This window comes from Nonomuraea sp. AD125B, from assembly GCF_041402765.1.
GTDB lineage: Bacteria > Actinomycetota > Actinomycetes > Streptosporangiales > Streptosporangiaceae > Nonomuraea > Nonomuraea bangladeshensis.
Window position 1 is genome coordinate 411,180 of record NZ_JBGLOU010000002.1, and the last position, 22,572, is coordinate 433,751.

Annotated in this window: 28 protein-coding genes; 11 read left to right on the forward strand and 17 right to left on the reverse strand. The window is 72.6% G+C overall.

All coding sequences use genetic code 11. The features are described from left to right. Positions 1 to 50: 50 nt before the first annotated feature. The 4 genes from ACBR40_RS06790 to ACBR40_RS06805 all read right to left on the reverse strand — a co-directional run bounded on the left by ACBR40_RS06790 (position 51) and on the right by ACBR40_RS06805 (position 4,566). Positions 51 to 1,208: a hypothetical protein gene (locus ACBR40_RS06790; RefSeq protein ID WP_371247912.1), complete on the reverse strand. Its 1,158-nt coding sequence runs from the start codon at positions 1,206 to 1,208 to the stop codon at positions 51 to 53. Between the two features lie 11 nt (positions 1,209 to 1,219). After that, the gene (locus ACBR40_RS06795) at positions 1,220 to 2,656 is read right to left on the reverse strand and encodes an MBOAT family protein (protein ID WP_371247913.1); all 1,437 of its coding nucleotides are present in this window, start codon (positions 2,654 to 2,656) and stop codon (positions 1,220 to 1,222) included. Between the two features lie 187 nt (positions 2,657 to 2,843). After that, complete coding sequence (locus tag ACBR40_RS06800) at positions 2,844 to 3,638, reverse strand: integrase (protein WP_371247914.1); 795 nt, start codon at positions 3,636 to 3,638, stop codon at positions 2,844 to 2,846. Positions 3,639 to 4,071: 433 nt separating this feature from the next. Beyond that, on the reverse strand, positions 4,072 to 4,566 hold the full coding sequence (locus ACBR40_RS06805; protein ID WP_344207707.1) for a helix-turn-helix domain-containing protein: 495 nt from the start codon (positions 4,564 to 4,566) through the stop codon (positions 4,072 to 4,074). Positions 4,567 to 4,736: 170 nt separating this feature from the next. On the opposite strand from ACBR40_RS06805, the gene ACBR40_RS06810 reads away from it, so the two are divergent. Further along, positions 4,737 to 6,149 (forward strand): MFS transporter, encoded by a 1,413-nt coding sequence (locus tag ACBR40_RS06810; RefSeq protein WP_371247915.1) that lies wholly within the window; start codon positions 4,737 to 4,739, stop codon positions 6,147 to 6,149. A 19-nt stretch (positions 6,150 to 6,168) separates the two neighbouring features. Next, the gene (locus ACBR40_RS06815; protein WP_364448156.1) at positions 6,169 to 6,651 is read left to right on the forward strand and encodes a pyridoxamine 5'-phosphate oxidase family protein; all 483 of its coding nucleotides are present in this window, start codon (positions 6,169 to 6,171) and stop codon (positions 6,649 to 6,651) included. Between the two features lie 29 nt (positions 6,652 to 6,680). Here ACBR40_RS06815 and ACBR40_RS06820 read toward each other — a convergent pair whose 3' ends face one another. From ACBR40_RS06820 to ACBR40_RS06830, 3 genes are all read right to left on the reverse strand, one after another. Further along, a complete protein-coding gene (locus tag ACBR40_RS06820) occupies positions 6,681 to 7,160 on the reverse strand; it encodes a zinc-binding dehydrogenase (RefSeq protein WP_371247916.1) in 480 nt (159 codons plus the stop codon). Next, positions 7,069 to 7,617, reverse strand: coding sequence for an alcohol dehydrogenase catalytic domain-containing protein (locus ACBR40_RS06825; protein ID WP_371247917.1), 549 nt, complete (start codon positions 7,615 to 7,617; stop codon positions 7,069 to 7,071). The genes ACBR40_RS06820 and ACBR40_RS06825 overlap by 92 nt, the downstream gene beginning before the upstream one ends. 113 nt (positions 7,618 to 7,730) lie before the next feature. Continuing rightward, the gene (locus ACBR40_RS06830) at positions 7,731 to 8,192 is read right to left on the reverse strand and encodes a MarR family winged helix-turn-helix transcriptional regulator (protein ID WP_371247918.1); all 462 of its coding nucleotides are present in this window, start codon (positions 8,190 to 8,192) and stop codon (positions 7,731 to 7,733) included. A gap of 51 nt (positions 8,193 to 8,243) precedes the next feature. Here ACBR40_RS06830 and ACBR40_RS06835 point away from each other — a divergent pair, with 51 nt between their 5' ends. Next, positions 8,244 to 8,846, forward strand: a complete 603-nt coding sequence (locus ACBR40_RS06835) for a TIGR03086 family metal-binding protein (protein WP_371247919.1) — start codon at positions 8,244 to 8,246, stop codon at positions 8,844 to 8,846. A 49-nt stretch (positions 8,847 to 8,895) separates the two neighbouring features. On the opposite strand, the gene ACBR40_RS06840 is transcribed toward ACBR40_RS06835, so the two are convergent. Further along, positions 8,896 to 9,828 carry a CU044_5270 family protein gene (locus tag ACBR40_RS06840; protein WP_371248345.1) on the reverse strand — a complete coding sequence of 311 codons (933 nt, stop codon included), beginning with the start codon at positions 9,826 to 9,828 and terminating at the stop codon, positions 8,896 to 8,898. After that, positions 9,828 to 10,361, reverse strand: coding sequence for an RNA polymerase sigma factor (locus ACBR40_RS06845; RefSeq protein WP_344207700.1), 534 nt, complete (start codon positions 10,359 to 10,361; stop codon positions 9,828 to 9,830). The genes ACBR40_RS06840 and ACBR40_RS06845 overlap by 1 nt, the downstream gene beginning before the upstream one ends. Before the next feature lie 135 nt (positions 10,362 to 10,496). Between ACBR40_RS06845 and ACBR40_RS06850 the strand changes: the two genes are divergently transcribed. Then, on the forward strand, positions 10,497 to 11,120 hold the full coding sequence (locus ACBR40_RS06850; protein ID WP_344207699.1) for a hypothetical protein: 624 nt from the start codon (positions 10,497 to 10,499) through the stop codon (positions 11,118 to 11,120). Between the two features lie 53 nt (positions 11,121 to 11,173). After that, on the forward strand, positions 11,174 to 11,419 hold the full coding sequence (locus ACBR40_RS06855; RefSeq protein ID WP_371247920.1) for a hypothetical protein: 246 nt from the start codon (positions 11,174 to 11,176) through the stop codon (positions 11,417 to 11,419). A gap of 3 nt (positions 11,420 to 11,422) precedes the next feature. Here the strand turns inward: ACBR40_RS06855 and ACBR40_RS06860 are convergent, their stop codons facing one another. After that, positions 11,423 to 11,833 carry a DUF4440 domain-containing protein gene (locus ACBR40_RS06860; RefSeq protein ID WP_371247921.1) on the reverse strand — a complete coding sequence of 137 codons (411 nt, stop codon included), beginning with the start codon at positions 11,831 to 11,833 and terminating at the stop codon, positions 11,423 to 11,425. After that, a complete protein-coding gene (locus tag ACBR40_RS06865; RefSeq protein ID WP_371247922.1) occupies positions 11,830 to 12,678 on the reverse strand; it encodes an SDR family oxidoreductase in 849 nt (282 codons plus the stop codon). Before ACBR40_RS06865 ends, ACBR40_RS06860 begins: the two co-directional genes overlap by 4 nt. 69 nt (positions 12,679 to 12,747) lie before the next feature. On the opposite strand from ACBR40_RS06865, the gene ACBR40_RS06870 reads away from it, so the two are divergent. Continuing rightward, positions 12,748 to 13,731 (forward strand): AraC family transcriptional regulator, encoded by a 984-nt coding sequence (locus ACBR40_RS06870; RefSeq protein ID WP_371247923.1) that lies wholly within the window; start codon positions 12,748 to 12,750, stop codon positions 13,729 to 13,731. Positions 13,732 to 13,969: 238 nt separating this feature from the next. On the opposite strand, the gene ACBR40_RS06875 is transcribed toward ACBR40_RS06870, so the two are convergent. Together ACBR40_RS06875 and ACBR40_RS06880 are read right to left on the reverse strand one after the other, a co-directional pair. Further along, positions 13,970 to 14,416 carry a nitroreductase family deazaflavin-dependent oxidoreductase gene (locus ACBR40_RS06875; RefSeq protein WP_371247924.1) on the reverse strand — a complete coding sequence of 149 codons (447 nt, stop codon included), beginning with the start codon at positions 14,414 to 14,416 and terminating at the stop codon, positions 13,970 to 13,972. A 168-nt stretch (positions 14,417 to 14,584) separates the two neighbouring features. Next, positions 14,585 to 15,115: a PadR family transcriptional regulator gene (locus tag ACBR40_RS06880; RefSeq protein WP_371247925.1), complete on the reverse strand. Its 531-nt coding sequence runs from the start codon at positions 15,113 to 15,115 to the stop codon at positions 14,585 to 14,587. A gap of 279 nt (positions 15,116 to 15,394) precedes the next feature. Here ACBR40_RS06880 and ACBR40_RS06885 point away from each other — a divergent pair, with 279 nt between their 5' ends. Next, entirely contained in the window at positions 15,395 to 15,979 is a 585-nt protein-coding gene (locus ACBR40_RS06885; RefSeq protein ID WP_371247926.1) for a DinB family protein, read from the forward strand. 76 nt (positions 15,980 to 16,055) lie between these two features. On the opposite strand, the gene ACBR40_RS06890 is transcribed toward ACBR40_RS06885, so the two are convergent. Then, positions 16,056 to 16,343, reverse strand: coding sequence for an ATP-binding cassette domain-containing protein (locus ACBR40_RS06890; RefSeq protein WP_371247927.1), 288 nt, complete (start codon positions 16,341 to 16,343; stop codon positions 16,056 to 16,058). Positions 16,344 to 16,637: 294 nt separating this feature from the next. Here ACBR40_RS06890 and ACBR40_RS06895 point away from each other — a divergent pair, with 294 nt between their 5' ends. The 3 genes from ACBR40_RS06895 to ACBR40_RS06905 are packed head-to-tail and all read left to right on the forward strand — an operon-like array spanning position 16,638 to position 19,595. Further along, a complete protein-coding gene (locus ACBR40_RS06895; RefSeq protein WP_344207689.1) occupies positions 16,638 to 16,880 on the forward strand; it encodes a hypothetical protein in 243 nt (80 codons plus the stop codon). After that, on the forward strand, positions 16,859 to 18,937 hold the full coding sequence (locus ACBR40_RS06900) for an ATP-binding protein (protein ID WP_371247928.1): 2,079 nt from the start codon (positions 16,859 to 16,861) through the stop codon (positions 18,935 to 18,937). The genes ACBR40_RS06895 and ACBR40_RS06900 overlap by 22 nt, the downstream gene beginning before the upstream one ends. Continuing rightward, a complete protein-coding gene (locus ACBR40_RS06905) occupies positions 18,930 to 19,595 on the forward strand; it encodes a response regulator transcription factor (RefSeq protein ID WP_344207687.1) in 666 nt (221 codons plus the stop codon). Before ACBR40_RS06900 ends, ACBR40_RS06905 begins: the two co-directional genes overlap by 8 nt. Before the next feature lie 60 nt (positions 19,596 to 19,655). Here the strand turns inward: ACBR40_RS06905 and ACBR40_RS06910 are convergent, their stop codons facing one another. Next, complete coding sequence (locus ACBR40_RS06910) at positions 19,656 to 19,916, reverse strand: hypothetical protein (protein WP_344207686.1); 261 nt, start codon at positions 19,914 to 19,916, stop codon at positions 19,656 to 19,658. Positions 19,917 to 20,276: 360 nt separating this feature from the next. Between ACBR40_RS06910 and ACBR40_RS06915 the strand changes: the two genes are divergently transcribed. Further along, positions 20,277 to 21,827 (forward strand): M4 family metallopeptidase, encoded by a 1,551-nt coding sequence (locus tag ACBR40_RS06915; protein WP_371247929.1) that lies wholly within the window; start codon positions 20,277 to 20,279, stop codon positions 21,825 to 21,827. Between the two features lie 130 nt (positions 21,828 to 21,957). On the opposite strand, the gene ACBR40_RS06920 is transcribed toward ACBR40_RS06915, so the two are convergent. Together ACBR40_RS06920 and ACBR40_RS06925 are read right to left on the reverse strand one after the other, a co-directional pair. Next, complete coding sequence (locus ACBR40_RS06920; protein ID WP_371248346.1) at positions 21,958 to 22,152, reverse strand: WYL domain-containing protein; 195 nt, start codon at positions 22,150 to 22,152, stop codon at positions 21,958 to 21,960. A gap of 55 nt (positions 22,153 to 22,207) precedes the next feature. Then, entirely contained in the window at positions 22,208 to 22,360 is a 153-nt protein-coding gene (locus ACBR40_RS06925) for a hypothetical protein (protein ID WP_371247930.1), read from the reverse strand. Between the last annotated feature and the right edge of the window lie 212 nt (positions 22,361 to 22,572).

The window sequence follows — 22,572 nt, forward strand, 5'->3', positions numbered from 1 at the left end:
ACGACGATCACGGCCGTGAGGAAGGGCGTCATGCCAGGAAGCGCGAGCGTTCAGAGCGCCTCGTCGAGGGCGGCGAGCACGGCGTCGTCCAGCATCTCGGCGTGCCCGCCGACGAGATACCGCTCCACGATCTCGAACACCACCGTCTCACTCCGGACGACCTTTTCCACGAGATCGTCCGGCCCCGTCCTGGCGGGCGCGTCGCTGCGCAGGTAGGTGAGGTCGGCGAAGTACGGCACCACCCAGGGCAGCGAGTTGCGCGTGAACGAGTCGCCGATCAGCAGCGTCCGGGGCCTGTGCAGCGGCGCCTGGTCCGACCGGTTGACGACACGGAACGACACGGGCAGTTCGCGATCGTCCCGCCGGACCTGGCGCACGCCGTCGCGGACCAGCCGCCACCGGTCGATGCTCTCCTCGACGGGTATCCCCAGCAGCCCGCCCAGGTCGCCGTTCCGTGGCGCCTGCCCGGTCTTGACCAGCCGGGTGTCGCGGGACAGGCCGGGCTGGAGCGCGGCCGCCAGTTCCTGGCCGTACAGGCCGGCGGAGTGCTCGGTCCAGTGGCTGTCGGTCCGCCAGTACGCCGGCGTGCCGGACTCGCGCTGCGCCCGCTCCAGCCGGTCCCGGAGATCGACGAAGCCGGGCAGGCCGGCGGCTCGGAGCGCGGTCCAGAACTCCTGCTTGCGCTCGCGGAGGCAGGCCTGACCGGGGAAGCGGTCCGGCAACCGGTCCGGGCTGACCGTGGTCTTGTCGGGAGCCACGGTGAACAGGAACCGTCTTCCCGATCTTCGTACGATCTCGGCCAGGCGGCGTACCCGCTCCAGGGTCTCGGCGACGGACCAGCGCGGCCGGCACGCCTCGGTCACGTCGTCACCGAAGTAGAGCCAGCCGTCCCGCCCCTCGATCACCCGGGGATAGCCGGGGGCGCCCCCCGTGTCGTACGACGGCGCCTCGTCGAACAGCAGCTCCGACAGGGTGGCGTTGGCGCGGACGGCGTACTGCCGCAACGGCAGGTGAGCCGACGCCCAGGCCTCCACGTCCGGTATGACGCTCCAGCCGCGCGACAGGGCCGGGAACTCCGGCAGCCTGCGGTTCTCCATCTCCACCGCCCGCGCGCCCGCCGCGAAGGCGAGCGTGGGCCCGCAGAAGAACAGCGCGGCCGCGAGCGTCGTCATCGCCCGCCGCGCCGATCCGGTCCGTACAAGGGTCATCGGTGTCCTCATCAGAACTGGTAGTACAGGAAAGGGCTGAACGTGCCGGCGGCGACCAGCATCGCCGCGTAAGGGGCGCCCACCCACGTCACCGCGGCGCGCGCCACCCGCACCACCGGCCCGCGGCCCGTCTGGATGAGCGGGCCGAGCGCCCGCGAGGCCGGCAGCGCCACCACGGCCAGCGCCAGCGCGAAGATGGCCATCCGCTGGTCGCCGGCGGCCCAGGCGACGAACTCGTCGAGCTCGCCCGGCCGCCAGGTGAACATCGCCCGCAGCATGCTCCACGCCTCGCTCATGCTCTTCGCGCGGAAGAACACCCACCCGACGACGACCAGCAGGAGGGTCGCGGCGCGGCGCAGCGCCAGGGTCCACACGGTGCCCGGCGGACGGTCCCAGCCGAGCAGCCGCTCGGCCACCAGCAGGCCGCCGTGGTAGAGGCCCCACACCAGGAAGGTCCAGTCGGCGCCGTGCCAGAAGCCGCAGAGCACGAAGATGATCAGGAGGTTGCGGTAGGTCCTCGGCGCGCCGCCCCGGTTGCCGCCGAGCGGGATGTAGACGTAGTCACGGAACCAGCGCGACAGCGACATGTGCCAGCGCCGCCAGAAGTCGGTGACGGAGTACGCCGAGTACGGCCGGTCGAAGTTCTCCGGCAGCCGGAACCCGAACATCAGGCCCAGACCGACGGCCATGTCGGAGTAGCCGGAGAAGTCGAAGTAGATCTGCAGGGCGAAGGCCGTCGCCCCCAGCCACGCCGTCGGCGTGTTGACCGGCCCGCCGGCCTGCGCGAACGCGGCGTCCGCCACGGCGGCGAGCGAGTCGGCGACGATCACCTTCTTGGCCAGGCCCAGGGCGAAGCGGGGAAAGCCGGCGGCCAGGTCGCCGAGGCGGTCCCTGCGGGTGTCGCCCAGTTGCTCGGCGATCTCGTGGTAGCGGACGATCGGTCCCGCTACGAGCTGCGGAAACATCGCGATATAGGTGATGAACCGGACGGGGCTACGCTGGGCCGGCGTGCTGCCGCGATAGACGTCCACCACGTACGACAGGTGATGGAAGGTGAAGAACGAGATCCCGATCGGCAGCGCCAGGGTCACGATCGGGCTGTGGCCCAGCCCCAGCGCGTCCGTCAGGGCGTCGAGTTGCTCGGTGGCGAAACCGGCGTACTTCCACACCGCGAGCATCGCGACATTCCACCCGACGGCCGCCAGGAGTACGCCGCGACGGGCCCGGGGCCGATCCCGCAGCCGCGCCGAGTCCAGCGCCAGGCCAGCCCCGTAGTTGACGACGATGGCCGACAGCAGCAGCAGGGTGTGCGGCCCGGCGCCCCAGGCGTAGAAGACCAGGCTGGCCGCCGCGACGACCGCGTTGCGGCAGCGGCTCGGCAGCGCCCAGAGGGCCAGCAGCGTGGCCGGCATGAAGAACCACAGGAACAACGGGGAGGCGAACGACATCGCGGTCCAGACGATCTCCGGCTCTTGCCCGGACGCCCGTCAACCCCTCGCCCGCCGTCCCGGGGGTGCGAAGCGGCTGTTCCTGGACAGTGGGGCGAAGAGCTCGGACTCGTTCATGCGGGCCTTCCTGGCGTAGGGGTTCACCCGTCATTGCCGCGCCAGGCGGAAATTCTTCATGGGGACGCGTTCAGACCTCGTCGAGGTCGGTGCAGTAGGTGATCGTCGCATCGTCCGCCGCCACCGCGCGGCGCGCTTCCGCCTGCCGGACACGACGGATGATCTCGGCGGGTCCGCTCGACGCCAGCATGGCCATGACGTGCGGCCAGTCGGCGAGCTGGAACGGGTCCACGATGCGGCTGGCTCCGTTGCTGAGCAGAGCGGCGCCGATCAGCCCGGAGACCGGGCGGCTTCCGGTGATCGCCTCGTCCGCCGCCCGCGGGTCGTCCTTGGCCAGCCAGAAGCCGCCCGGCTGGTTGCGGTGGGCGCGCAGGTCCCGCAGGAGCCGGTGGTACTCGTCACCGCCCTTGGCGGCGGCCTCGATCGCGGGCTGGTACGACCGGCTGATGATCACCTCACGGGGGTCGGACACGACGAACGGATCATCATCCGCTCGGTCGAGCACGAGGACCGAGTCACCGAGCACCAGGTACTCGAGGAGGCCGTCGGACAGGCGCAGGACGGCTACGGTCGCCGACGGGCTGATGGGGTCGGCCACGTCGCAGGTGTCACGGTGACCGTCGGTCACCTGCTCGATGGCCTCGGCGAGCAGCGCCGGAAGGCTGCGGTCCTGCACGAGTGACAGAAGGCCGAGGAGGCTGCTTCCCAGGCGGTTGGCGTACCAGGCCACGCCGTGCCGGCAGATCGATTCGGCGCCGGGGATGCCGGCGCCGTCGATGAGCACCGCTGCCGTCGGTCCGGCGCAGGTGAAGTCCTCGTTCGCGCGGTCAGCCCGCTTTGGAACGCTCGCCATCGTCACCCGCACGTCCTGCCGCCTTCGGCCTGGCGGCGACGTCCCGCGCGGTGAGCTTCGGACACAGAGCCGGAGCGACGGACGGAGCCGGCGCGCAGGCACCCTGAGTCGCTGGCGTTCACGCTGCTCAGGACGCCCGGTCGAGTCGGCGAGCGACTGAAGCGACCGGGGGGAGGGGATTCATGGCCTGCGTTTCGTTCCGCGTCGATCTGCGTCACAGAGCGCAACCTTCAGTCGCTTCGGTCGCTGGAGTGTTCCGGAAAGGCCCCTGAGCAGCAGCAGCGCGCAGTGACCGACGAGCGTCTCAGCCGAGCGAACCTCTGCCTCCCCGACGGCAGCGACCGAGGGCGGCACGTATACCTGCCCTCCTCGACTCACCCTCCGTAGCTCTTGGCCGAATCGGCGCGGCCGGTCGCTCGAGTCGCTCTCAAGGCGCACCGAGATGTCAACGGCTGCCCGACAGAACGTTGCGGGCGATCTCGTCCCGTTCGGCGGCCTGCGCCTCGGCCGCCGACTGCTCGGCCAGCACGCGGGCGTCGTAGGCGGTGCGCGCGGCGGCGATCTCGTTCTGGTGGGTCTCCGTCCAGGTGACCAGCGCGCGGATGGTGGCGTGCAACGTCGTGCCCAGCGCGGTCAGCTCGTAGTCGACTCGCGGAGGGACGGTCGGGTGCACGGTCCTGCTCACCAGCCCGTCGCGCTCCAAATGCCGCAGCGTGCGGGTGAGCATGCGCTGGCTGACGCCGTCGATCCTGCGGCGAAGCTCGGAGAAGCGCAGGGAGCGCTGGTCGAGCAGGGCGATGACCAGCAGTGACCATTTGTCCGCGACGCGGTCGAGTATCTGCCGGACCTCGCAGTCCTCGCGCGTGTCCCACTGGAGAACGTCGTAGTCGCCGTCGGTATCACCGCAGTAACCGAGGGACTTAGAAGTGCCATCTTCCATGACATCTGATGATGCTCGACGATTCTGCTGGTTACAAGAAGGAACCGGCAGGCCTTCCGGGAACCATGGCCGGTCCGTTGCCGCAGGCGTCTGCCGGATGGCTTACTCCCAGAACTCATAAGGGGCGCATCATGTCCATATCCAGATCGAGATCCACACCGAGCGGCCGTATGGACGCGCGCGCCTGGGGCGTGCTCTTCGTCCTCGCCGGGGCCGTCTTCCTGGAGGGGATCGACGTGGCGATGCTGAACGTCGCGCTGCCGGCGATCCGGGCCGACCTCGGCCTGTCGACCGGCACGCTCAGCGGCGTGGTCAGCGCCTACGTGCTCGGTTACGGCGGATTCATGCTGCTCGGCGGCCGGGCGGCCGACCTGCTGGGCCGCCGTAGGATGTTCCTGTTCTGGCTGACCGTGTTCCTGGTCTTCTCCGGCCTGGGGGGTTTCGCGACCGAAGGGTGGATGCTGCTGGTCGCCCGGTTCGTGACCGGGGTGGCGGCCGCGTTCATGGCTCCCGCCGGGCTCTCGCTGATCACCGTCAACTACCCCGAAGGGCCCCAGCGGACGCAGGCGCTCGGCGTGTACGCAGGGACAGCCGCCGGCGGCTTCTCCCTCGGCCTGGTCATCGGCGGGCTGCTGACCGCGATCGGATGGCGATGGGTGTTCTTCGCGCCGGTCATCCTGGCGGCGGTGATCCTCCTCGCGGCGCTGGCCCTGCTCAAGGAGAGCCCGACGCCCGAGCGCGGGCAGGGCGGCTTCGATCTGGCCGGCGCCCTCAGCATCACCGGCGCGATGCTGCTGCTGGTCTACGGGGTGGTCCGGCTGGAGCGCCCCGGCGACGACCTGGCGGTCACGCTCGGAGTGTTCGCCGGTGGCTTCGCCCTGCTGGCGCTGTTCGTACTGATCGAACGGCGTACGGCCAACCCCCTGGTGCGGCTGGGCATCCTGCGCTCGGGCCCGCTGGTACGGGCCAACCTGGGAGCGCTGCTCTTTCTCGCTTCGTTCGCGGGCTTCCAGTTCGTGGCCACCCTCTACCTGCAGGAGGTCCGCGGCTGGAGCAGCCTGCAGACCGGCCTGGCCATGCTGGTGATCGGCATGGACACGATCCTCGCGCCGACGCTCACCCCGCGGCTGGTCAACCGGTTCGGCAACGTACGCGTGCTGCTCGGCGGGCTGGTGGCCGCCGCCCTGGGCTACGCGCTCTTCCTGCCGATCGGGATGGACTGGACCTATGCGGCCATGCTGCCGACCATGCTCCTGCTCGGCGTCGCGTTCTCCCTGGCCTACGGCCCGCTGACGATGGCGGCGACAGAGGGGGTCGAGGAGCACGAGCACGGCCTGGCGAGCGGGCTGCTCTACACCGCCCTGCAGTTCGGCACGGCGCTCGGTCTGTCGGCGGTGACGGCCGTGAGCGTCGCGGCGCTCGGCGAGGCCACCACGCGGGCGGCGAGGCTCGATTCCCTCCAGCTCGCCCTCGTCGTCCCGGTCGTGGCCGCGATCACCGCCGCCGTGATCACCGCCTTCGGGACCCGCCGCCGTGCCGGAGACTCGCCGGCCACCATCGAATCCGTCCCGGCCTCGGCCTGACCCCCGATCGGAGTGCCTCATGGCAGACAAGGTGACGTCGTTCGACGAGATCGAGAAGCAGTTCGCCGCCTACATCGGCGACATCGTGTACGCCACCATGACCACGGTGGACGCCAAGGGACGCCCGCGGGCGCGCGTCCTGATACCGATCTGGGAAGTGGTCGACGGCCGCCCTCTCGGCTGGCTGGCCACCTACCGGACCCCGGTGAAGACGGCACACCTGGCCCGCAACCCGCACACCACGTTCTCCTACTGGAGCCCCCGCCAGAACGCCGTGAGCCTGGACACCGTGGCCGAATGGGTGAGCGACCCGGCGGTCGTGCGCCGGGTGTGGAACCTCTACCGCGAGGGCAGCCCGCCCGGAGCGGGGTACGAGCTGGGCAACTTCTGGAGCAGCCCCGAGGATCCCCGGCTGCACGTCCTGCGGCTGACCCCATGGCGCGTCCAGGTCATCCGGGGCGCCGACCTGCACAGCAGGATCTGGCAGGCGGAGCCCGCCTGACCGGAGCGGGCGCGCCCGCGCCGCCTGCTTCAAGGAGTGAGGACGAGGCGGCCACGGAGACCGCCTTCGGCGAGGCGCCGGTGGGCGGCGGCGACCTGGTCGAGCGGCATGCTCTCAGCCACGCGCAGGGTGAGGGAACCCGCTTCGACCAGGGCGGCGAGCCTGGAGAGGAGGGCGCCGTCGGCGCGGATCCAGTGATGGAAGACCCGGATGCCGCGCAGCGGAAGCGGCGCCCCTCCCGCCACCAGCGCGGCGAACGCTCCCCCCGACCGGACCGCGTCGAGGGCGGCCACCCCGGCCACGGCGGCGTCCAGCGCCGCGTGCGCTCCGCCCGGGACGAGGCGACGGACCGCCTCGCCCAGCCGCGCCGTACGCGGCACGAACAGCTCGGCCCCCAGCCTGCGGACGAGCGGTTCGTCATCGGCACCGGCGACCGCGATCACCCGGAGCCCGCGCGCTGCGGCCAGCTGGACCGCGAAGCCGCCGACGGCGCCGGCCGCCCCGGTCACCAGCAGCGTCTGCCCGTGATCCAGGTCGAGCCCGTCGAGCGCCTGGGCGGCGGTGAGGCCGTTCAGGGGGAGTGTGGCGGCTTGTACGGATGAGACGCCCGCCGGCGCGGCGGCGACCGCGTCCCGCGTCGAGGACGACGTGTTCGGCCTGAGCGCCGAGCGGGACGTCCAGCCGGTCGGACAGGCCGATCACCCGGTCACCGCGCCGGAGGCCGGTCACCCCTGGGCCCGTCTCCTCGACGGTTCCGGCGACGTCCCATCCGATGCCGATCACGTCCCGCCCCGGCAGCAGGCCCGCCTCGGTGAGCGCGCCGGACCGGGTCGCCAGATCGACCGGGTTGACCGTCGCGGCCTCGACCCGGATCCGGACCTGTCCCTCTCCCGCGACCGGCATCGGCACGTCGGCGATCTGGAGAACCTCCGGGCCGCCGAACGTACGGATGACAACTGCACGCATGAAGCCTCCTCGTCGTCCCACTTTCAGGATTCGACGACGACCCTACGGATGCCTGCTCTCCAAAAGGAAGTAAGCACCTGGAAGTGCGTAACGCACCCGCAGGAGCGCGATGGTCACTCCACCCGCTCCTCGGCTACGGGTCCGCCGACGATCTCGGCGCGGGGCAGCAGGGAGAGCGTCTGGAGGGCGCGCAGGAAGCCCTGCCGGTCGGCCTCGGGCAGGCGGGCGAGCAGGCGCTCCTCGTTGGCCTGGATCTCGGCGCGTACCGCCCGGCGCCTCGCGCGGCCCTCGTCGGTGATCGCGAGGATGCGGGCGCGGCGGTCGCGCGGGTCCGGATCGCGGGTGATGAGCCCGTCCGCCTGCAGTCTGTCGAGGGTGGTGATGATGCGGGTCTTGTCGGCGCCGATCGTCTCGGCCAGGGCGGCCTGGGTGCGTACGGCGCCGTCGTCCAGGGCGCCGAGCACGATGTAGCCCCACATGGACAGGCCGTGCTCCGCCAGCACCGGGAGCTCGGCCGCGATGAGCGACTGCAGGAGGGGCTGCAGCATCGCGGCCAGGTCGCGGCGACTCGTCACGCGGTCATACTACCCTTTGACAGATGATAAGCAGCCGTAGATCATATGCCGGTGCTTACTAATGAAAAGGTCGACATCGTCGCCCTCGACGCGCAGGCCGTGCGGGCCAGCGTCGAGCTGGCCTCCCGCGTGCGGCCCGCGGACCTGGCCCGCCCGACGCCCTGCCTCGGCTGGACCGTGTACGGCCTGCTCGCGCACATGGCCACCCAGCATCACGGGTTCGCCGCGGCGGCCAGGGGCGACGGGGACATCGCCCAGTGGCGCTTGCGCTCTCTGGGCGACGACGTCGTGGCGAGCTACCGGGACGCGGCCGACCATGTCCTGACGGCCTTCGCCGCCGACGGCGTGCTGGAGCGGAGCTTCCCCCTGCCCGAGATCGCCACCGGGTTCGCCTTCCCCGGCAGGCAGGCCGTCGGCTTCCACTTCATCGACTACGTCGTCCACTCGTGGGACCTCGCCAAGGCGCTGGGCCTTGACGTCGAGTTCCCGCCGGACCTGCTGGAGGTCGCCCTGGACGTGGCCCGGGCCGTTCCTGACGGCGAGACCCGCCGCGCTCCCGGAGCGGCCTTCGCGCCGGCGCTCGCCTGGGAGGGAGAGTCCCGCCTGGACCAGATCGTCGCCATCCTGGGCCGGTCGCCGCGCTGGCCCGGCTGAACGCCGTGCCGCGAGAGCATCCCCGCTACGAGGCCGAGCGCTCAGCGGGTCATGAGAACGTCGACTCCTTCGGCGCCGGGTCGTCGGTCCAGCCCAGGCGCTTGATCACGTACGCCGCCTCCCCCTCGACGTCCTCCACGGCGAGCAGGTCTCCGCTGTCCCGATCGACGATGATGCGCTGACGGGCGGGCGCCTCGCCGTAGATCAGCGCGACCCCGGTCCGGCCGTCGAGGTCGGTAACGTCGTTCTCGACCCGCACGCCCGGCAGGCCGGCGAGCACCCGGTAGAGCGCGGCCCTGGTGGCAGAGGTGCTCTCGACGTCGAGAAGCAGCCATTTGCCCGCCCCCCACAGCCACGCCTCCGGGGCCTCCTTGTCGTTGGCCCGCAGCATCTCGGCCTTGAGCGCCTCGGGTGTCGTGGGCAGCTCCGTCACGGGCTTGGTCGTCAGCCTCAGCGGGGTGAAGTACGTCTTTCCCAACTGGCAGCCGTCGCACAGGTCGGGCGAGCCGGCGTCCTTCCACGCCTGCTCGTCGGCGGGCGTGAGCGGTTCGGCGGCGACAGGTCCGCGCTGGGTGCGATACCCGTGTTTCCTGCTCGCCCACAGCACGTCGCTGACCCGTTGCTCGACGGTGTAGGTCGCGGTCTTCACCCGCTTCACCTGCACCATTTCCCGCCGCCACCATGCCCCGGCCCCCGGGGGCTGGGCGGCCAGCCGGTCGGCCGCCGCGGCGAGCACCGCGTCCGCGTCCGCCTCCGGCGACGCGGCCGTCTGGACGCCCGTCCGGTCCAGGAGCGGCATCGCCACGTAGCCTCCGGCCATCACCGCGCTGACGGCCACGGTCGCGAGCACCACCTTGGGCCAGACCGGCCGGTGCCGCCGCCGCGCGGCGCCCAGCATCCGGGCGCGGGCGGCCGTCAGCGTGGCGTGGTCGGCGGGCGGCGCCTGCGGCATCACCTCGTCGATGAGCTGGAATTCCTTCATCACACCTCAACTCCCAACGTGTCACGAAGCTTCGTTCTGGCCCGGCTGAGCCGGGAGGCGACGGTGCCGTAGGCGATGCCGAGCGCCGCCGCGACCTCGTCGTAGGTCAGCTCGCCGTAGGCGACGAGCAGCACCACGTCGCGCTCACCGCGCGACAGCCCGGCCAGTGCGGCCGAGAGCTGCTGTACGGTCACCCGCGCCGCGACCCGATCCACCACCCGCTGGTCGTGGCCGTCCTCGTCGGGAGGCGGCCCCGACCTGGCCAGCGCCCGGTATCGCCGCAGCTCGGCACGCCGGTGCCGGCCGATGAGCTTGGTGGCGATGCCGTACAGCCAAGGTCTGACGCCGCCTTTGGCGGCGTCGAAGCCGTCACGCCCGCGGAAGGCGATCAGGAAGGTCTCGGCGGCGAGGTCCTCGGCGATGTCGAGGTCGAGGCGGCGGCTGATGTAACCGCGGATCTCCTCGTAATGGGCATCGAAGAGGGCGGAGAATCGCTCGGGATCGGCGACCGCTCCGTCGAGGAACGTGGTCATGCATCGGTCTCTCTCGCCGGGGATGTCGGACACTACTGATTGCCCGGTCGCCGCCGACCCTTCCGTGCGAGTTTCCGCCGCCGCTCGGCGTCGCGGCCGCGGATGCGCGGCGCCACCGCTGCCGATAGAGTCGTCGTGATCATCGACGCGGGGGGACGAGTGGCCAGCCAGAGCAGGGGACGGCCGGGCTGGCTGCACGTGGGAGCGCTCGAGGATCGGCTGACCCGGGCGTGGGAGGCCGGCGCGTTCCCGCCCGCCGAGGTACTGCTCGCCATCATGACGCTGTCCGCGGTGCCGCGGGCCCTGGGCACCCGCCTGGCCGCGCACCTGGACGGCGGCATCGTGGTGGGGCCCGGGGCCGTGCCCGATCTGCCGGGGTTCGAGGCGCTTCGCGGCGTCCCGCTGCCGGTGCAGCAAGGGGATTGGGAGCGCAGCGCGGGCGTCTACGACCCCGTACGGCGGCGGGTCGGCGTCGGCAGCGTGCCGTCCCCATCGGTCAGCGTCGCGGGGCACGAGCTGGGGCACGCCACGGACCACCTCGACGGCATGGCGTCGCGCGGCGTGTTCTGGTCGCGGCTGCACGCGCTGCGCGCGCCGCACCTGGCGCCGCCCTACCGGCAGGACGCCGCCGAGCTCTACGCCGAGGCCTTCGCCTGCGTCCTGGTACGGCGGGCGAGACGGCTGATCGATCTGTTCGGCGACGAGGACGCGGCCCGGCACGCCTACTTATGGTTTTCTGGCCGGTACGGGATCGGCTGAGCGGAATTGTCTCCTTCTCCGGAGAGTCAGGCGCGCTATTCTGGGAAGGACAGGTGACTGATGAGACGGAAGGGGCGCAGCTCATGACCGCTGTCATGCTGGCCGGCGGCGTCCTGCGCATCCCCGAGTCGACCGTGCTGGCCGACGGCACCATTGTCGACGGGACCCGCGACATCCCGCCCGACGCCCCCGACTACGAGCTCTGGCTGCCGTACGCGATGCCCGAAGAGGCCGCCTGGCACGGCGACGCCGACGACCTGAGGATCCTGGCCCGCTGGCGGGCCGCCGCGAGCGCCTGACCGTCAGGACCGGGTCCCGCTGCCGCCGTGCCGGGTCTCGTGCAGGTGCAGCCATCGCCATCCGGCCGGCCCGTCCTGGAGGACGACGGTGGCCAGCCGCCCCTCGTCGTCCTGCCATTCCTCGTAGCGGGCCACGACCAGGCCGGGGGCCGTGGTCACCACGGCGACGGCCCTGATCTCGATCCGCGCGTCCGGCCGGCCCCCGTAGGCCGGCTCCACCTCGGCGAGCACGTCGCCGCGCGACAGCAGCCGCCCGTCCGGGGCCACCATCGTGAAGCCGGGCGCGTGCGCGGCGGAGAACAGGTCGAAGGCCGCCCGCGGCGCCCTCCCGGCCAGCCACTGCTCGATCACCTGGTGATGCCGTACGACCTCGGCGCGCACCGCGTCCGTGAGGTCCCGGTCCGTCCCCGTCACCGCTGCCGGCTCCACGCCTGGCGGGCCGCCCAGTCGGCCGGCGAGGTCACCTCGATGCCGAGCCGCTTCGCGCCCCCGGACGGAGCGGCGTACAGCTCCCGTCCCGGCCCGGCGACCCACCGGTACGTCGCGGCCACCCCCTCCGCCACGTCAGGCCCGAGCGCCGCGGCCGCGCCCGCCACGAACGCGTCCACGTCCATCGCCTCGTACCGTGCCCCGAACGCGGCCGCCAGCTCCGGACCGGTCACCGGCTCCCCGCCGAGATCCAGCGTGGCGCCCACCAGGTCGTCGCCGGTGAGCGCGGCCAGCGTGGCGGCGGCCAGGTCGGCGTGGCTGAGCCAGGCCACCGGCACGCTCGCCGGCAGGGGATAGCGCAGGACGCCCTCGCCGGTCAGCCCTTGCCGCACCCAGGGCGCCGCCAGGTTCTCCAGGTAGATCGGCGGGCAGAGCACCACCGTCGGCACGGGCGAGTCCAGCACCGCCCGTGCCGCGGCCCGCCGCGTGTCGAACGCCGCCGCGCCGGTGCCGGCTCGCGGCAGCCGGTTGCCCGGGTTGAACACCAGCCGCGCCACCCCGGCGGCCGCCGCCTCCGCCAGCACGTTGCGCGTGTACGCCGCCACCCGGTCGGGGTCGTACTCCAGCGGCAGCGCCATCGACACGTGCGTGACGCCGGCGAACGCCTCCCGCAGCCGCCCGCGATCCCCCAGGTCGGCCCTGACGGGCTCCACCCCCTCCGGGACCGCCCCGGTACGGGACACGCCCCGCACCGCCAGCCCCTCCTCCACGAGCCGCCGGGCCACCGCCCCGCCCTGGGCGCCACCCGCGCCGAACACCAGAACCGTCATGCCCTCAACCTCCCAGCCACGACGCGTACGATCCATAAAGGAAAGTCCTCAAGCCTTTAAGGAACGTCCGTGGAAGACGACGACCTGCTGAGCGAACTCCTCGCCCCGCTGCGGCTGGAGGGCGTCTTCCACAGCCGCTGGACGGCCCGCTCGCCCTGGGGCGTCGCCGGAGAGGCGGAGGACTGCGCCCTGCTCCACTACGTGCAGGCGGGAACGTGCACGGTCGAGCTGCCCGGCCACGCCCCGGTGCGGCTGGCGGCCGGCGACCTCGTGGTGTTCCCGCACGGCACCGCCCACCGGCTCGCCGACGCTCCCGGCCGCGCCACCGTGCCGCTGGCGAGCCTGCTGCCCGCCCGGCCGCCGGGCGGCGTGCGCACGGTGCGCATCGACGGGCCCGGCGCGGCGACCACGATGTTGTGCGGCGGCCTGCACTACGACCCCGCCGCGGCCGCGCCCCTGTACCGGGCGTTGCCGCCGGTGCTCGTGCTGGAGCGGGCCGCGCTGCGGCGACAGCCGCTGCTGGCAGGCACGCTGGACGGTCTGGCGCGGGAGTGGGACCAGAGCGCGCCGGGCCAGACGCTGGTGGCGCTGCGCGCCTTCGAGCTGGCCTTCGTGCTGGCGCTGCGGGCGGCGCTGGGCGCTCTGGCGGACGGCGAGCCGATCCTGCGGGCGCTGCGTCATCCGTCCGTGGGGCCCGCGCTGCTGGCGGTGCACCGCAGGTTCGCCGAGCCGTGGACGCTGGACCGGCTCGCCGCCGAGGCCGGGATGTCGCGCTCGGCGTTCGCGGCGGCGTTCCGCGAGCTGGTCGGCGTGGCGCCGATGCGGCACCTGACCGCGCGGCGGCTGCAGGAGGCCGCCCGGCTCCTCGCCGGGACCGCGCTGCCGCACCACGCCGTCGCGCGGCGCGTCGGCTACCGGTCCGAGGTCGGGTTCCACCTGGCGTTCAAACGGGAGTACGGCCTCACTCCCGGCGACTACCGGCGGGCCGCGTCGCCGGTCCTGCCGCCGGCGATGGCGCGGACAGCGACTGAAGCGACTCAAAATCCGAACTAGCGTCGCCGGTCGGAGCGACCGGGTGGTCGTCGACCGACATGGAGTTGCACAGGCGTCCGCCCTTGGTCGTGAGGCGGAGGAAGGCGCGGCCGAGCCCCGCGGGCAGCGCGGAGACCGGGCGTCCACGGCTGCCGACCTGGAAAGGCTCCACCCGCACGGCCGGCACGCGCCGCACCGTGCGGGACCGGGCTCCTGACCGGCCGGGATCACCGTCCCATGACGGAACGCTGCCGCGACGTCAGCCGGGGTCCGGCGTCGCCACCCGCTCAATGATCACGATCGGGATCTGTCTCGATGTCTTGCGCTGGTAGGCGGCGTAGTGCGGCCATATTCCGGTCATCGTCTCCCACAGGCGAAGCCGTTCGTCCTCGGTCGCCGGGCGGGCCACCGCGTCGAACACCTCGGCCCCGACCTGCACGCTGACCTGTGGCTGGGCGAGCAGATTGTGCAACCAGAGCGGATGGCCGTCGGCACCGCCGTTGGAGGCGACCACGAGGTAGCGGTCGCCGTCGCGGCCGTAGATGAGGGCGGTACGCCGGGGCAGTCCCGAGCGGCGGCCGATCGTGGTGATCAGCAGCGTGGGCGCCCCGTGGAAGAGGTGACCGCGCTGGCCGCCGGACTCGGTGTAGCTCTTGATGTGCCTGGCCACCCACCCGGTGGGGCTGTCGAGGGGCTCCTGGCTCATCGCGCCGTCCCGTCCACGCGGTGGTCGGTCCGCTCGCGCCGGCAGGCGGGGGAGGCGTTCGCCGCTGTCGTGCTACGCATGGAACTCCTTAAGAAGGTGTACCCAAATTTGGCTACCCAAATTTGGGTATCGAACTATGGCTTATCCACTTCCTCACCGTCAAACCGCTCAGACTGGCTCCTCGCCGCGTTCCAGCCGCCCGATCAGGTCACGGACCCACGCCGCCTCACCCGCCGCCTGTGCCGCACGCAGGTCGAACAGCTCTGCGACGCTCCTCGGCCGCCTTCCCTCCCGGGCCGTGGCCACGAGCTGCTCCCGCTCGCCGTCCAGGGCTTCCACCCGCTCCTTGAGCAGCTCGATCACCTCCGCCACGGGCAGCGTGGGAAGCAGCACGAGGGCCGCGTTGAGCAGCTCCGGACGCCGATCGGGGACCCTCAGGGCGCTTCTGAGCAGTCTGAGGAACGTCTCCTCGCCCTTCTCGTTGATGGCGTAATCGACGCGGCCCGGCCATTCGTACACCTCGCTGGTGTCCAGCAGACCTTCCTTGGCCAGTTGGCGCAGCGCGTGGTAGATCGAGCCCGACCTGAGACCCGCCCATTGCCCGGCCTCCCACGACTCCAGTTCGGAGCTCACCAGATAACCGTGTGCCTGACCGTGCAGCCGCACCACGCCAAGGACCAGCAGTCGCGTCGCCGACATCGTCTCCCTCAACTCGCCGGGGCCCGGCCCCCGCCAAGCAGCCGCCCTGCCGGACAGGCTAGTACTCCGGTGACACCCGCGATCACGTCCGGATCTGCGCTGGTAGTGGCAGCTCCGGACCGTGGCCTGGGTGCCGGGTCAGCACGAGTGCGGCGAGCGGTCTGCGAGATCGCTGCGAGGACCTCGGCGAGCAGCGTGGCTGTGAGCGACAGCCGGCGGAGCCGACGCCAGGCGGCTCACGACCTGAGGCCACCGGCGCAGCCTGACAGAATCGGGCCCATGATCGACGACTTCGCGAAGGACAACTTGCACGAAAGACTGCGGCGGGACCGCAAGGCGCTGCTCTGGAAACTCGACGGCTTGTCCGAATACGACGTCCGCCGTCCTTTGACAGCGACCGGGACCAACCTCCTCGGCCTGGTCAAACACATGGCCACCTGTGAGGCCAGGTACTTCGGCGAGGTCTTCGGCCGCCCTTCCTCCGAACCGCTGCCCCGGTGGCAGGACTCCGACGGCAGCGATCTGTGGGCGACCGAGGACGAGACCCGCGAGCAGATCATCGGGTTCTACCGGCGCACGTGGGAACACTCGGACGCGACGATCAACGAGCTTCCCCTCGACGCCCCCGGCCGCGTGCCGTGGTGGCCGGAGTCGACGCCGGCCTGGCACACGAACCTGTTCGCCATCATGGTTCATGTCCTCTGCGAGTCCACCCGCCATGCCGGGCACGCCGACATCCTGCGCGAGGGCCTCGACGGCCGGACCGGATTGCGCGCCGAATACGAGGAGCAGATCGACGAGGAAGCCCGCGCAGCCTACTGCGCGAAGATCGAGCAGGCCGCCAGAGCGGCCCGTACCCCTTGAGGCTTCACCGCGATCGCGCCACCGGGGCCGCGCCCTTGGCGGGGGCCACGGTTCACCTCCGCCCCCACCAGTGAGATCACTTGAACGTTCCACATCGGAGTGCTGCGGCTCCCGGCGCCGGCGACCACCAGACCGCTGCCGCCCCCGACATCACGGCCAGGAGCACCGCCGCAAACCGAACGGCGAAGCCCAACAGCGCCTCCGGCCTGCCGGACAGGGCACGCGCGATCGCCACCCGCTGCTGCCGGCCACCGGACAACTGCGCCGGGCGATGCCCCTCCCGCCCGGCCAGCCCGACCCGGTGCAGCAACTCCCGCACCCGTGACGGGTCGGGCCGCCGCCGGGCCAGTCCGCGGGACCGCATGATCATCAGCTTGCCGGAACGGGTCTGTCACCGCCCATCGGGCATCACCCCTGTACGGTCCCCGAAACCCTGCACGTCCCTGTCGCCTCGACCCTGACCGAGCGCGAGATCGGGACCCGTACGCGAGGCCGGGGGAGCCGAGGCGCCTCGCGCCGCCGCTGCAGCGTGCCCGACGTTCACCATGCTCGCCGGCCGGCTGAAGGAGGAAAGCCTTTGCGTCGGCAGGAGATCGCTCCGCTACGATGAGCAACTGAGCGGATACAGTTCGCGATCATCCCTGCTCTGGAGCTCCCCATGCGCATCTCTTCCGTACTGCTCACCTGCCTGGCGATCGCCGGCGCCGCGCTGGCTCCCGCCGGGGCCGCGGCCGCCGACGACGACGGGCCCGACGCCAAGCGCTACATCGCCTCCTACCACTCCGAGTCCGGATGCCAGGCGGCCGGCCGCGAGGGTGTGCGGAAGCGGCACTGGACCAACCCCACCTGCGTGAAGACCATCCGCATCCAGCTCGGCACGTGGGACCTTTGGGTGGACTGACGCCGGAGCTCGCCACCGCCCCCCGGTGGCACACCCGCGGCGCGCACCTGGCCGGGATGGCCTCGGCGCTGTTGCTGGCCGTCCTGGTGGCGAGGTTCGCGGTGACGCTCCCCGACTGGGGGCGGGCCGGGCCGTCGCCGCCCGGCCCGGCCCGGGTGACCGCCGAGGTGACCCGGCTGGTGGTAGGGCTGCCGGTGTGCGTGGTCGCCGTGCTGCTGCTGGCCGACCGGTACGCCTTCCGCAGGGGCCGGCTCGTGCTGGCCGCCGGGGGAGCGTGGATCGTGCTGCCGGCCGTGTCCGACGTGCTCGCGCACCTGCGCGGCCCGGCGGCTCCCGTGGCGGCCGCCGCGCTCCTGCTGGGCGCGGCCGGGGCCGTCTGCCAGCCGTTGACCGTGCTGCTGTTCCCGCTGTGCCTGCTGCCCGGCTCGGCCTCGCGCCGCTGGCGGCGGATGGTGGTGCTGGTGGCGGCCGCCGCAAGCGTCCAGTACGCGGTGATCTGGACCCTCGGCACCCCGGGCCTGCCCGGGTTCGCCAGCCCGTGGCTGGAGACGGCGGCGGGGGAGTGGGCCGCGGACCTGCTGCACGACAGCCACGCCCTCCTCGACTGGGTGACCCTGGCCGTGACCGTGGCGATGACGGCCGATCTGGCGCGCGGCGCGTGGCGGGCGCCCGCCGGTGAGGGTCGCGGGGTCCGGGGGCTGATCGCGACGGCGTACCCGCTCTACGTGTGCCTGCTGCTGTCCGACCTGTGGGGAGAGACCTGGACGGTGGTGGCGCGGGCGGCCGGTGTCGCGCTGTGGGGGGCCATGATCTGCCTGGCCGCCTCCCGGGGCGGCATGTGGCGGCTGGAGCGGGTCACCAGCCATCGCATGGCCCGCGCGTTCGTGCTGGCCGTGCTGGTCATCGCCGCGACGTGCGCCGCCACCGGGGCGTGGGCGGCCTTCCCCGCCACGCGCACCGCGGCGACCGTGATCGTGGCCTGCTGCGCCCTGGTGGCGGGCTGGGCCGCCCGGCCGGTCGTGCGGCACGCCGTGCTGGCGATCGAGCGGGCCTTCTACGGCCCGCGCGCCCGCCCGCACGAGGCCGTACGCGCGCTGGCGGTACGCCTCCAGCAGGCCCCGCACCCCGGTTCGGTGCCCGAGCAGATCTGCCGCAGCGTCGTGGAGGACCTGGGCCTGTCCGGGGCGCGGATCGGCGTCGAGACCCGGGCGGGCCAGCGGGTGCTGGCCGCCGCCGGCTCGCCGGTGAGCGGGCCGGGGCAGGTCTTCCCGCTGCGCCACCACGGGCAGGTGGTGGGCCGCCTGGAGGTGGCCCGCGACGGCGCGAGCACACCCGCCGAACGCGACACCGAGCTCCTGTCGCTGCTGGCCGACCAGGCCAGCCCGGCGCTGGCCGCGCTACGGCTGGCCGAGGACGCGCGGGCCGCCCGCGAACGCCTGGTGCTGGCCCGCGAGGAGGAACGCCGGCGGTTGCGCCGCGAGATCCACGACGGCCTCGGCCCCCAACTCGCCGCGGTCCGGCTCCGGCTGGGCGTCGCGCAGGCGTGCGGCCTGCCGTCCGCCGCCGACGCCCACCTGCGCGAGGCCGTCGAGGTCCTGGGCGAGGCACTGGCCGAGGTGCGCAGGATCACGGCCGGGCTGACCCCCGCCACCCTGGTCGACCGGGGGCTGCTCGACGCGACCCGGATCCTGGCGCACCGCCTCACCACCGACGCCGTACGCGTCACGGTGACCGACCCGGCCACCCCGCTGCCCGCCCTGCCCCCGGCGGTGGAGACCGCCGCGTACCGCATCACGGCCGAGGCCGTCACCAACGCCGTACGCCACGCCGGGGCGCGCGGGGTCGAGGTGACGTTCACCGCGCGCCCCGGCGCGCTCACGGTCACCGTCACCGACGACGGCACCGGCTTCGACGCCGGCGCCCTGCCCGGCACCGGCCTGTCGTCGATCGCCGAACGCGCCGAGGAGATCGGCGGCGCGGCCACGATCGACACCGCCCCCGGCGGCACCACCGTGACCGCCACCCTCCCCACCACCCTCGGAGACCCCCATGAGTGAGACCGGGCCACGCGTCTGGCGGGTGCTGCTGGTCGACGACCACCCCCTGTTCAGGGAGGGGCTGGCCGCCGCGGTCGGCCTGGACGCCGAGTTCGAGGTGGTGGCGCAGGCGGCCACCGGCGAGGAGGCCCTGGCCGAGGCCGCCCGCACCGCCCCCGACCTCGTCGTCATGGACCTCAACCTGCCGGGGCAGTCGGGCATCGAGGCCACGCGCGACCTGCTGCGCGCCCACCCCGGCATCCGGGTCCTGGTCATGACCATGTCCGAGGACGACGACAACCTGCTGGCGGCGATCCGCGCCGGGGCCCGCGGCTATCTCCTCAAGGGCGCGGTACGTGAGGAGATCCTGCTGGCCCTGCGTACGGTCTGCCGGGGCGGAGCGGTGTTCAGCCCGCACATGGCCGAACGGCTGACCCGGCTGTTCGCCGCCTTCACCGCGGCCCCCGCCAAGGAGGCCTTTCCGACCCTGACCGCCCGGGAACGCGAGATCCTCGACCTGCTGGCCCAGGGGCTCGGCTACCGGCAGATCGCCCAGCGGCTGTTCGTCACGGACAAGACCGTGCGCAACCACGTCGGCTCGATCTTCGCCAAGCTGCGGGTGCCCGATCGGGCGGCGGCCATCGTACGGGCGCGGGACGCCGGGCTGGGCTCGGGATGACCGGAGGAGGCATGACCTCCCGAGCCCGCCGCCGTCATCCGGCCGCCGTCATCCGGCCCGTCAGCGGTCGGTCCACAGGTTCCACATCCAGCCTTCCGCGCACTGGTACTGCGACCAGTGCCCGCGGTCGACTCCCTGCTGACCGGCCGTGATGCAGTCGCTGTGGAACCAGAACTTGCCCCGGTGCACGGGCAGGTCGGCGGGCGCCGCGGCCGTGACGACGGCGCCCTGCTGGTGGGCCGTGGTGGTCTCCGCGGCGGCGGCCTGGGCGAAGCCGGCCAGAACGAACACGAACCCTGCGGCGGCGAGCATGCGCTTCATGAGCGATTCCCTTTCTCGGGGCTTTCGAGCCGGCGCTTCCGGCTCTTCGAACACCTGAAGCTTCGGCCGCCCGGTGTCCTGGGCACATGGGGCACACGCCATGTCCCCGCCCTGACGCCTGCCCGGTGCACGACGTCCGCGGGGCGACACCGACCGCCCCGCGCACCTGCCGGGCGCTGTTCAGCTCCCCGGCGGCCACGCCGGCGTACTCCGGGTCGCCGCGGATGGAGGTGGCGGCCTGCCATACCACAGCGTTATGGGCAAATTGGGAGGTATCACCCGGGTCGCGTGCGATGCCAATCTGAGGGCACCCCAGCCGGCTGGGGCTCGTCCACTCCACCCCCCTGAGGAGCAACGAGCGTGAACCCCAAGCTCAGGTTGGGCACTGCCACCGTCCTCGCGTTAGCCCTGGCCATCACCGTACCGTCGGGCCTCACCAGCGCGAACGCCCAGGCGGCCGACCCTCCCTCACCCGCGGAGCGCAGCGCCGCGGTGGCGAGCGCGCAGAGCGTCATCGCCGCCGACCGGACGCAGCTCCGAGCCACCGACCAGGACACCTTCTCCCTGTCGTCGGCCATCGCCGGCGTCAACGGCATCCAGCACCTCACGTACGCGCGCACCTACGCGGGACTGCCCGTCTTCGGCGGCGAGGTGGTCGTGACGACCGACAAGTCCGGTAAGTCGGTCAGCGCCATCGACACCGGCCAGCAGGCCACGATCTCCCTGGACACCAAGCCGCAGATCGCCGCGCAGGCGGCGGTGGACACGGCCCGCGCCGCGGCGCCCAAGGCCACCTCGATCGGCACCCCCGCTCTCGTGGTGCATGCCACCACGCCCACCCCACGCCTGGCGTGGGAGGTCGTCGCCGCCAACGACGACCGCTCCAGCATCGTGCACGTGTACGTGGACGCGCGTGACGGCCAGGTCATCGACCAGTGGGACCAGGTGGTCGACGGCACCGGCGACAGCTACTACAACGGCACGGTCACCATCGACACCTCCCCCGCGTACGTGATGCGCGACCCCACGCGCACCGGCGTCCAGTGCGGCGGACAGAACGGCTCGGTCTACACCAAGTCGACCGACAACTGGGGCAACGGCAGCGGCACCAACCTGGAGACGGCCTGCGTCGACGCGCTCTTCGCCGAGCAGCGCGAGTGGAACATGCTGCGCGACTGGCTCGGCCGCAACGGCATCAACGGCTCGGGCCGCGGCTACCCCGCCAGGGTCGGGCTGAACCAGGCCAACGCCTTCTGGAACGGCTCGTACGCCTCCTTCGGCCGTAACTCCGCCGGCACCCAGCAGGCCACCTCGATGGACGTCGTCGGGCACGAGTTCGGCCACGGCATCTTCCAGTTCTCCGGCGGCAGCGGCGGCAGCGGCAACGAGGCCGGCGGGCTGAACGAGTCCACGGGCGACATCTTCGGCGCGCTGACCGAGGCGTACGTCAACGAGCCCAGCACCCTCGACCCGCCCGACTACCTGGTCGGCGAGGAGGTCAACCTGGTGGGCCGCGGCGCGATCAGGAACATGTACAACCCGTCGGCGCTGGGCCACCCCAACTGCTACAGCTCCTCCATCCCGAGCACCGAGGTGCACGCGGGGGCCGGGCCGCAGAACCACTGGTTCTACCTGCTGGCCGAGGGCACCAACCCGAGCGGGAAGCCGGCCAGCAGCCGGTGCGACGGCGGCGCGGCCATCACCGGCGTCGGCGTCCGCAAGGCCGGGCAGATCTTCATGACCGGCCTGAACATGAAGACGGCGCCGTGGACGCATGCCAAGGCCCGCGTGGCCACGCTGCGGGCGGCCAGGACGCTGTTCCCCACCGGTTGTGTCGAGTTCAACGTCGTCAAGGCGGCCTGGAGCGGGGTGAACGTCCCCGCACAGAGCGGCGAGCCGACCTGCTCCTGAGCACGACGGCAGCCCTGTTCAGCGCGGATCACCGGTGATCCGCCTGAGCAGGGCGCACCGCGGCCGACGCCGGGGACGGCGGCGCTGAGGCCGCCTGCTCCGCGGACGCCTGCTCCGCGGCCGGCGTCCCCTAGCGGGTGGCGAGCGCGGCGGCGCGGTCGCGCAGGGAGGCGCGCAGCCACTCCGGGGACAGGGCCTTCCCGTCCGTGCCGAGCTGCCACAACGCCCAGACGGCGTGCCGCGCGCCCTGGAAGGTGACCTTCAGCCGCAGCAGGCCGTCCGCGTCGGGCTCCTCGGTGAGGACGGCCAGTGCGGTGCCCAGCAGTTCCTCCCGCCGCGCCGGGCGGGTGACGCGGCCGGCCCGACCGCCACCGGAGGGCTCAGGCCGGCGGCGGTCCGGCCTCCTCGCTCTCCAGCCGCCACTTGGACCCCCGCACCTCGTTGCGGACGTCGGCGGGCAGCCGGCGGCGCAGGGCCGGCTCCAGCAGCCAGCGCAGGAACGGGGCGAAGTCGATGGAGATCGTGCGCCGCACCCGAGAGACGCCGTCCGCGACGGCCTCCGCCTCGAAGGAGGCGCTGAAGCGGGACAGCAGGTGGTTGAGCCTCCGACAGCCTGCCGATCCGGTCCGGGGACGCCTCGGCCATCCCGTCGTGGTAGCGGAGCAGGCCGACGGCGGTGCGCCCGTACAGCTCCGCCCGCTCCCTGTCATTCGTGCTCAGCCGCGGCGCCTGCGTCTCCAGCAGC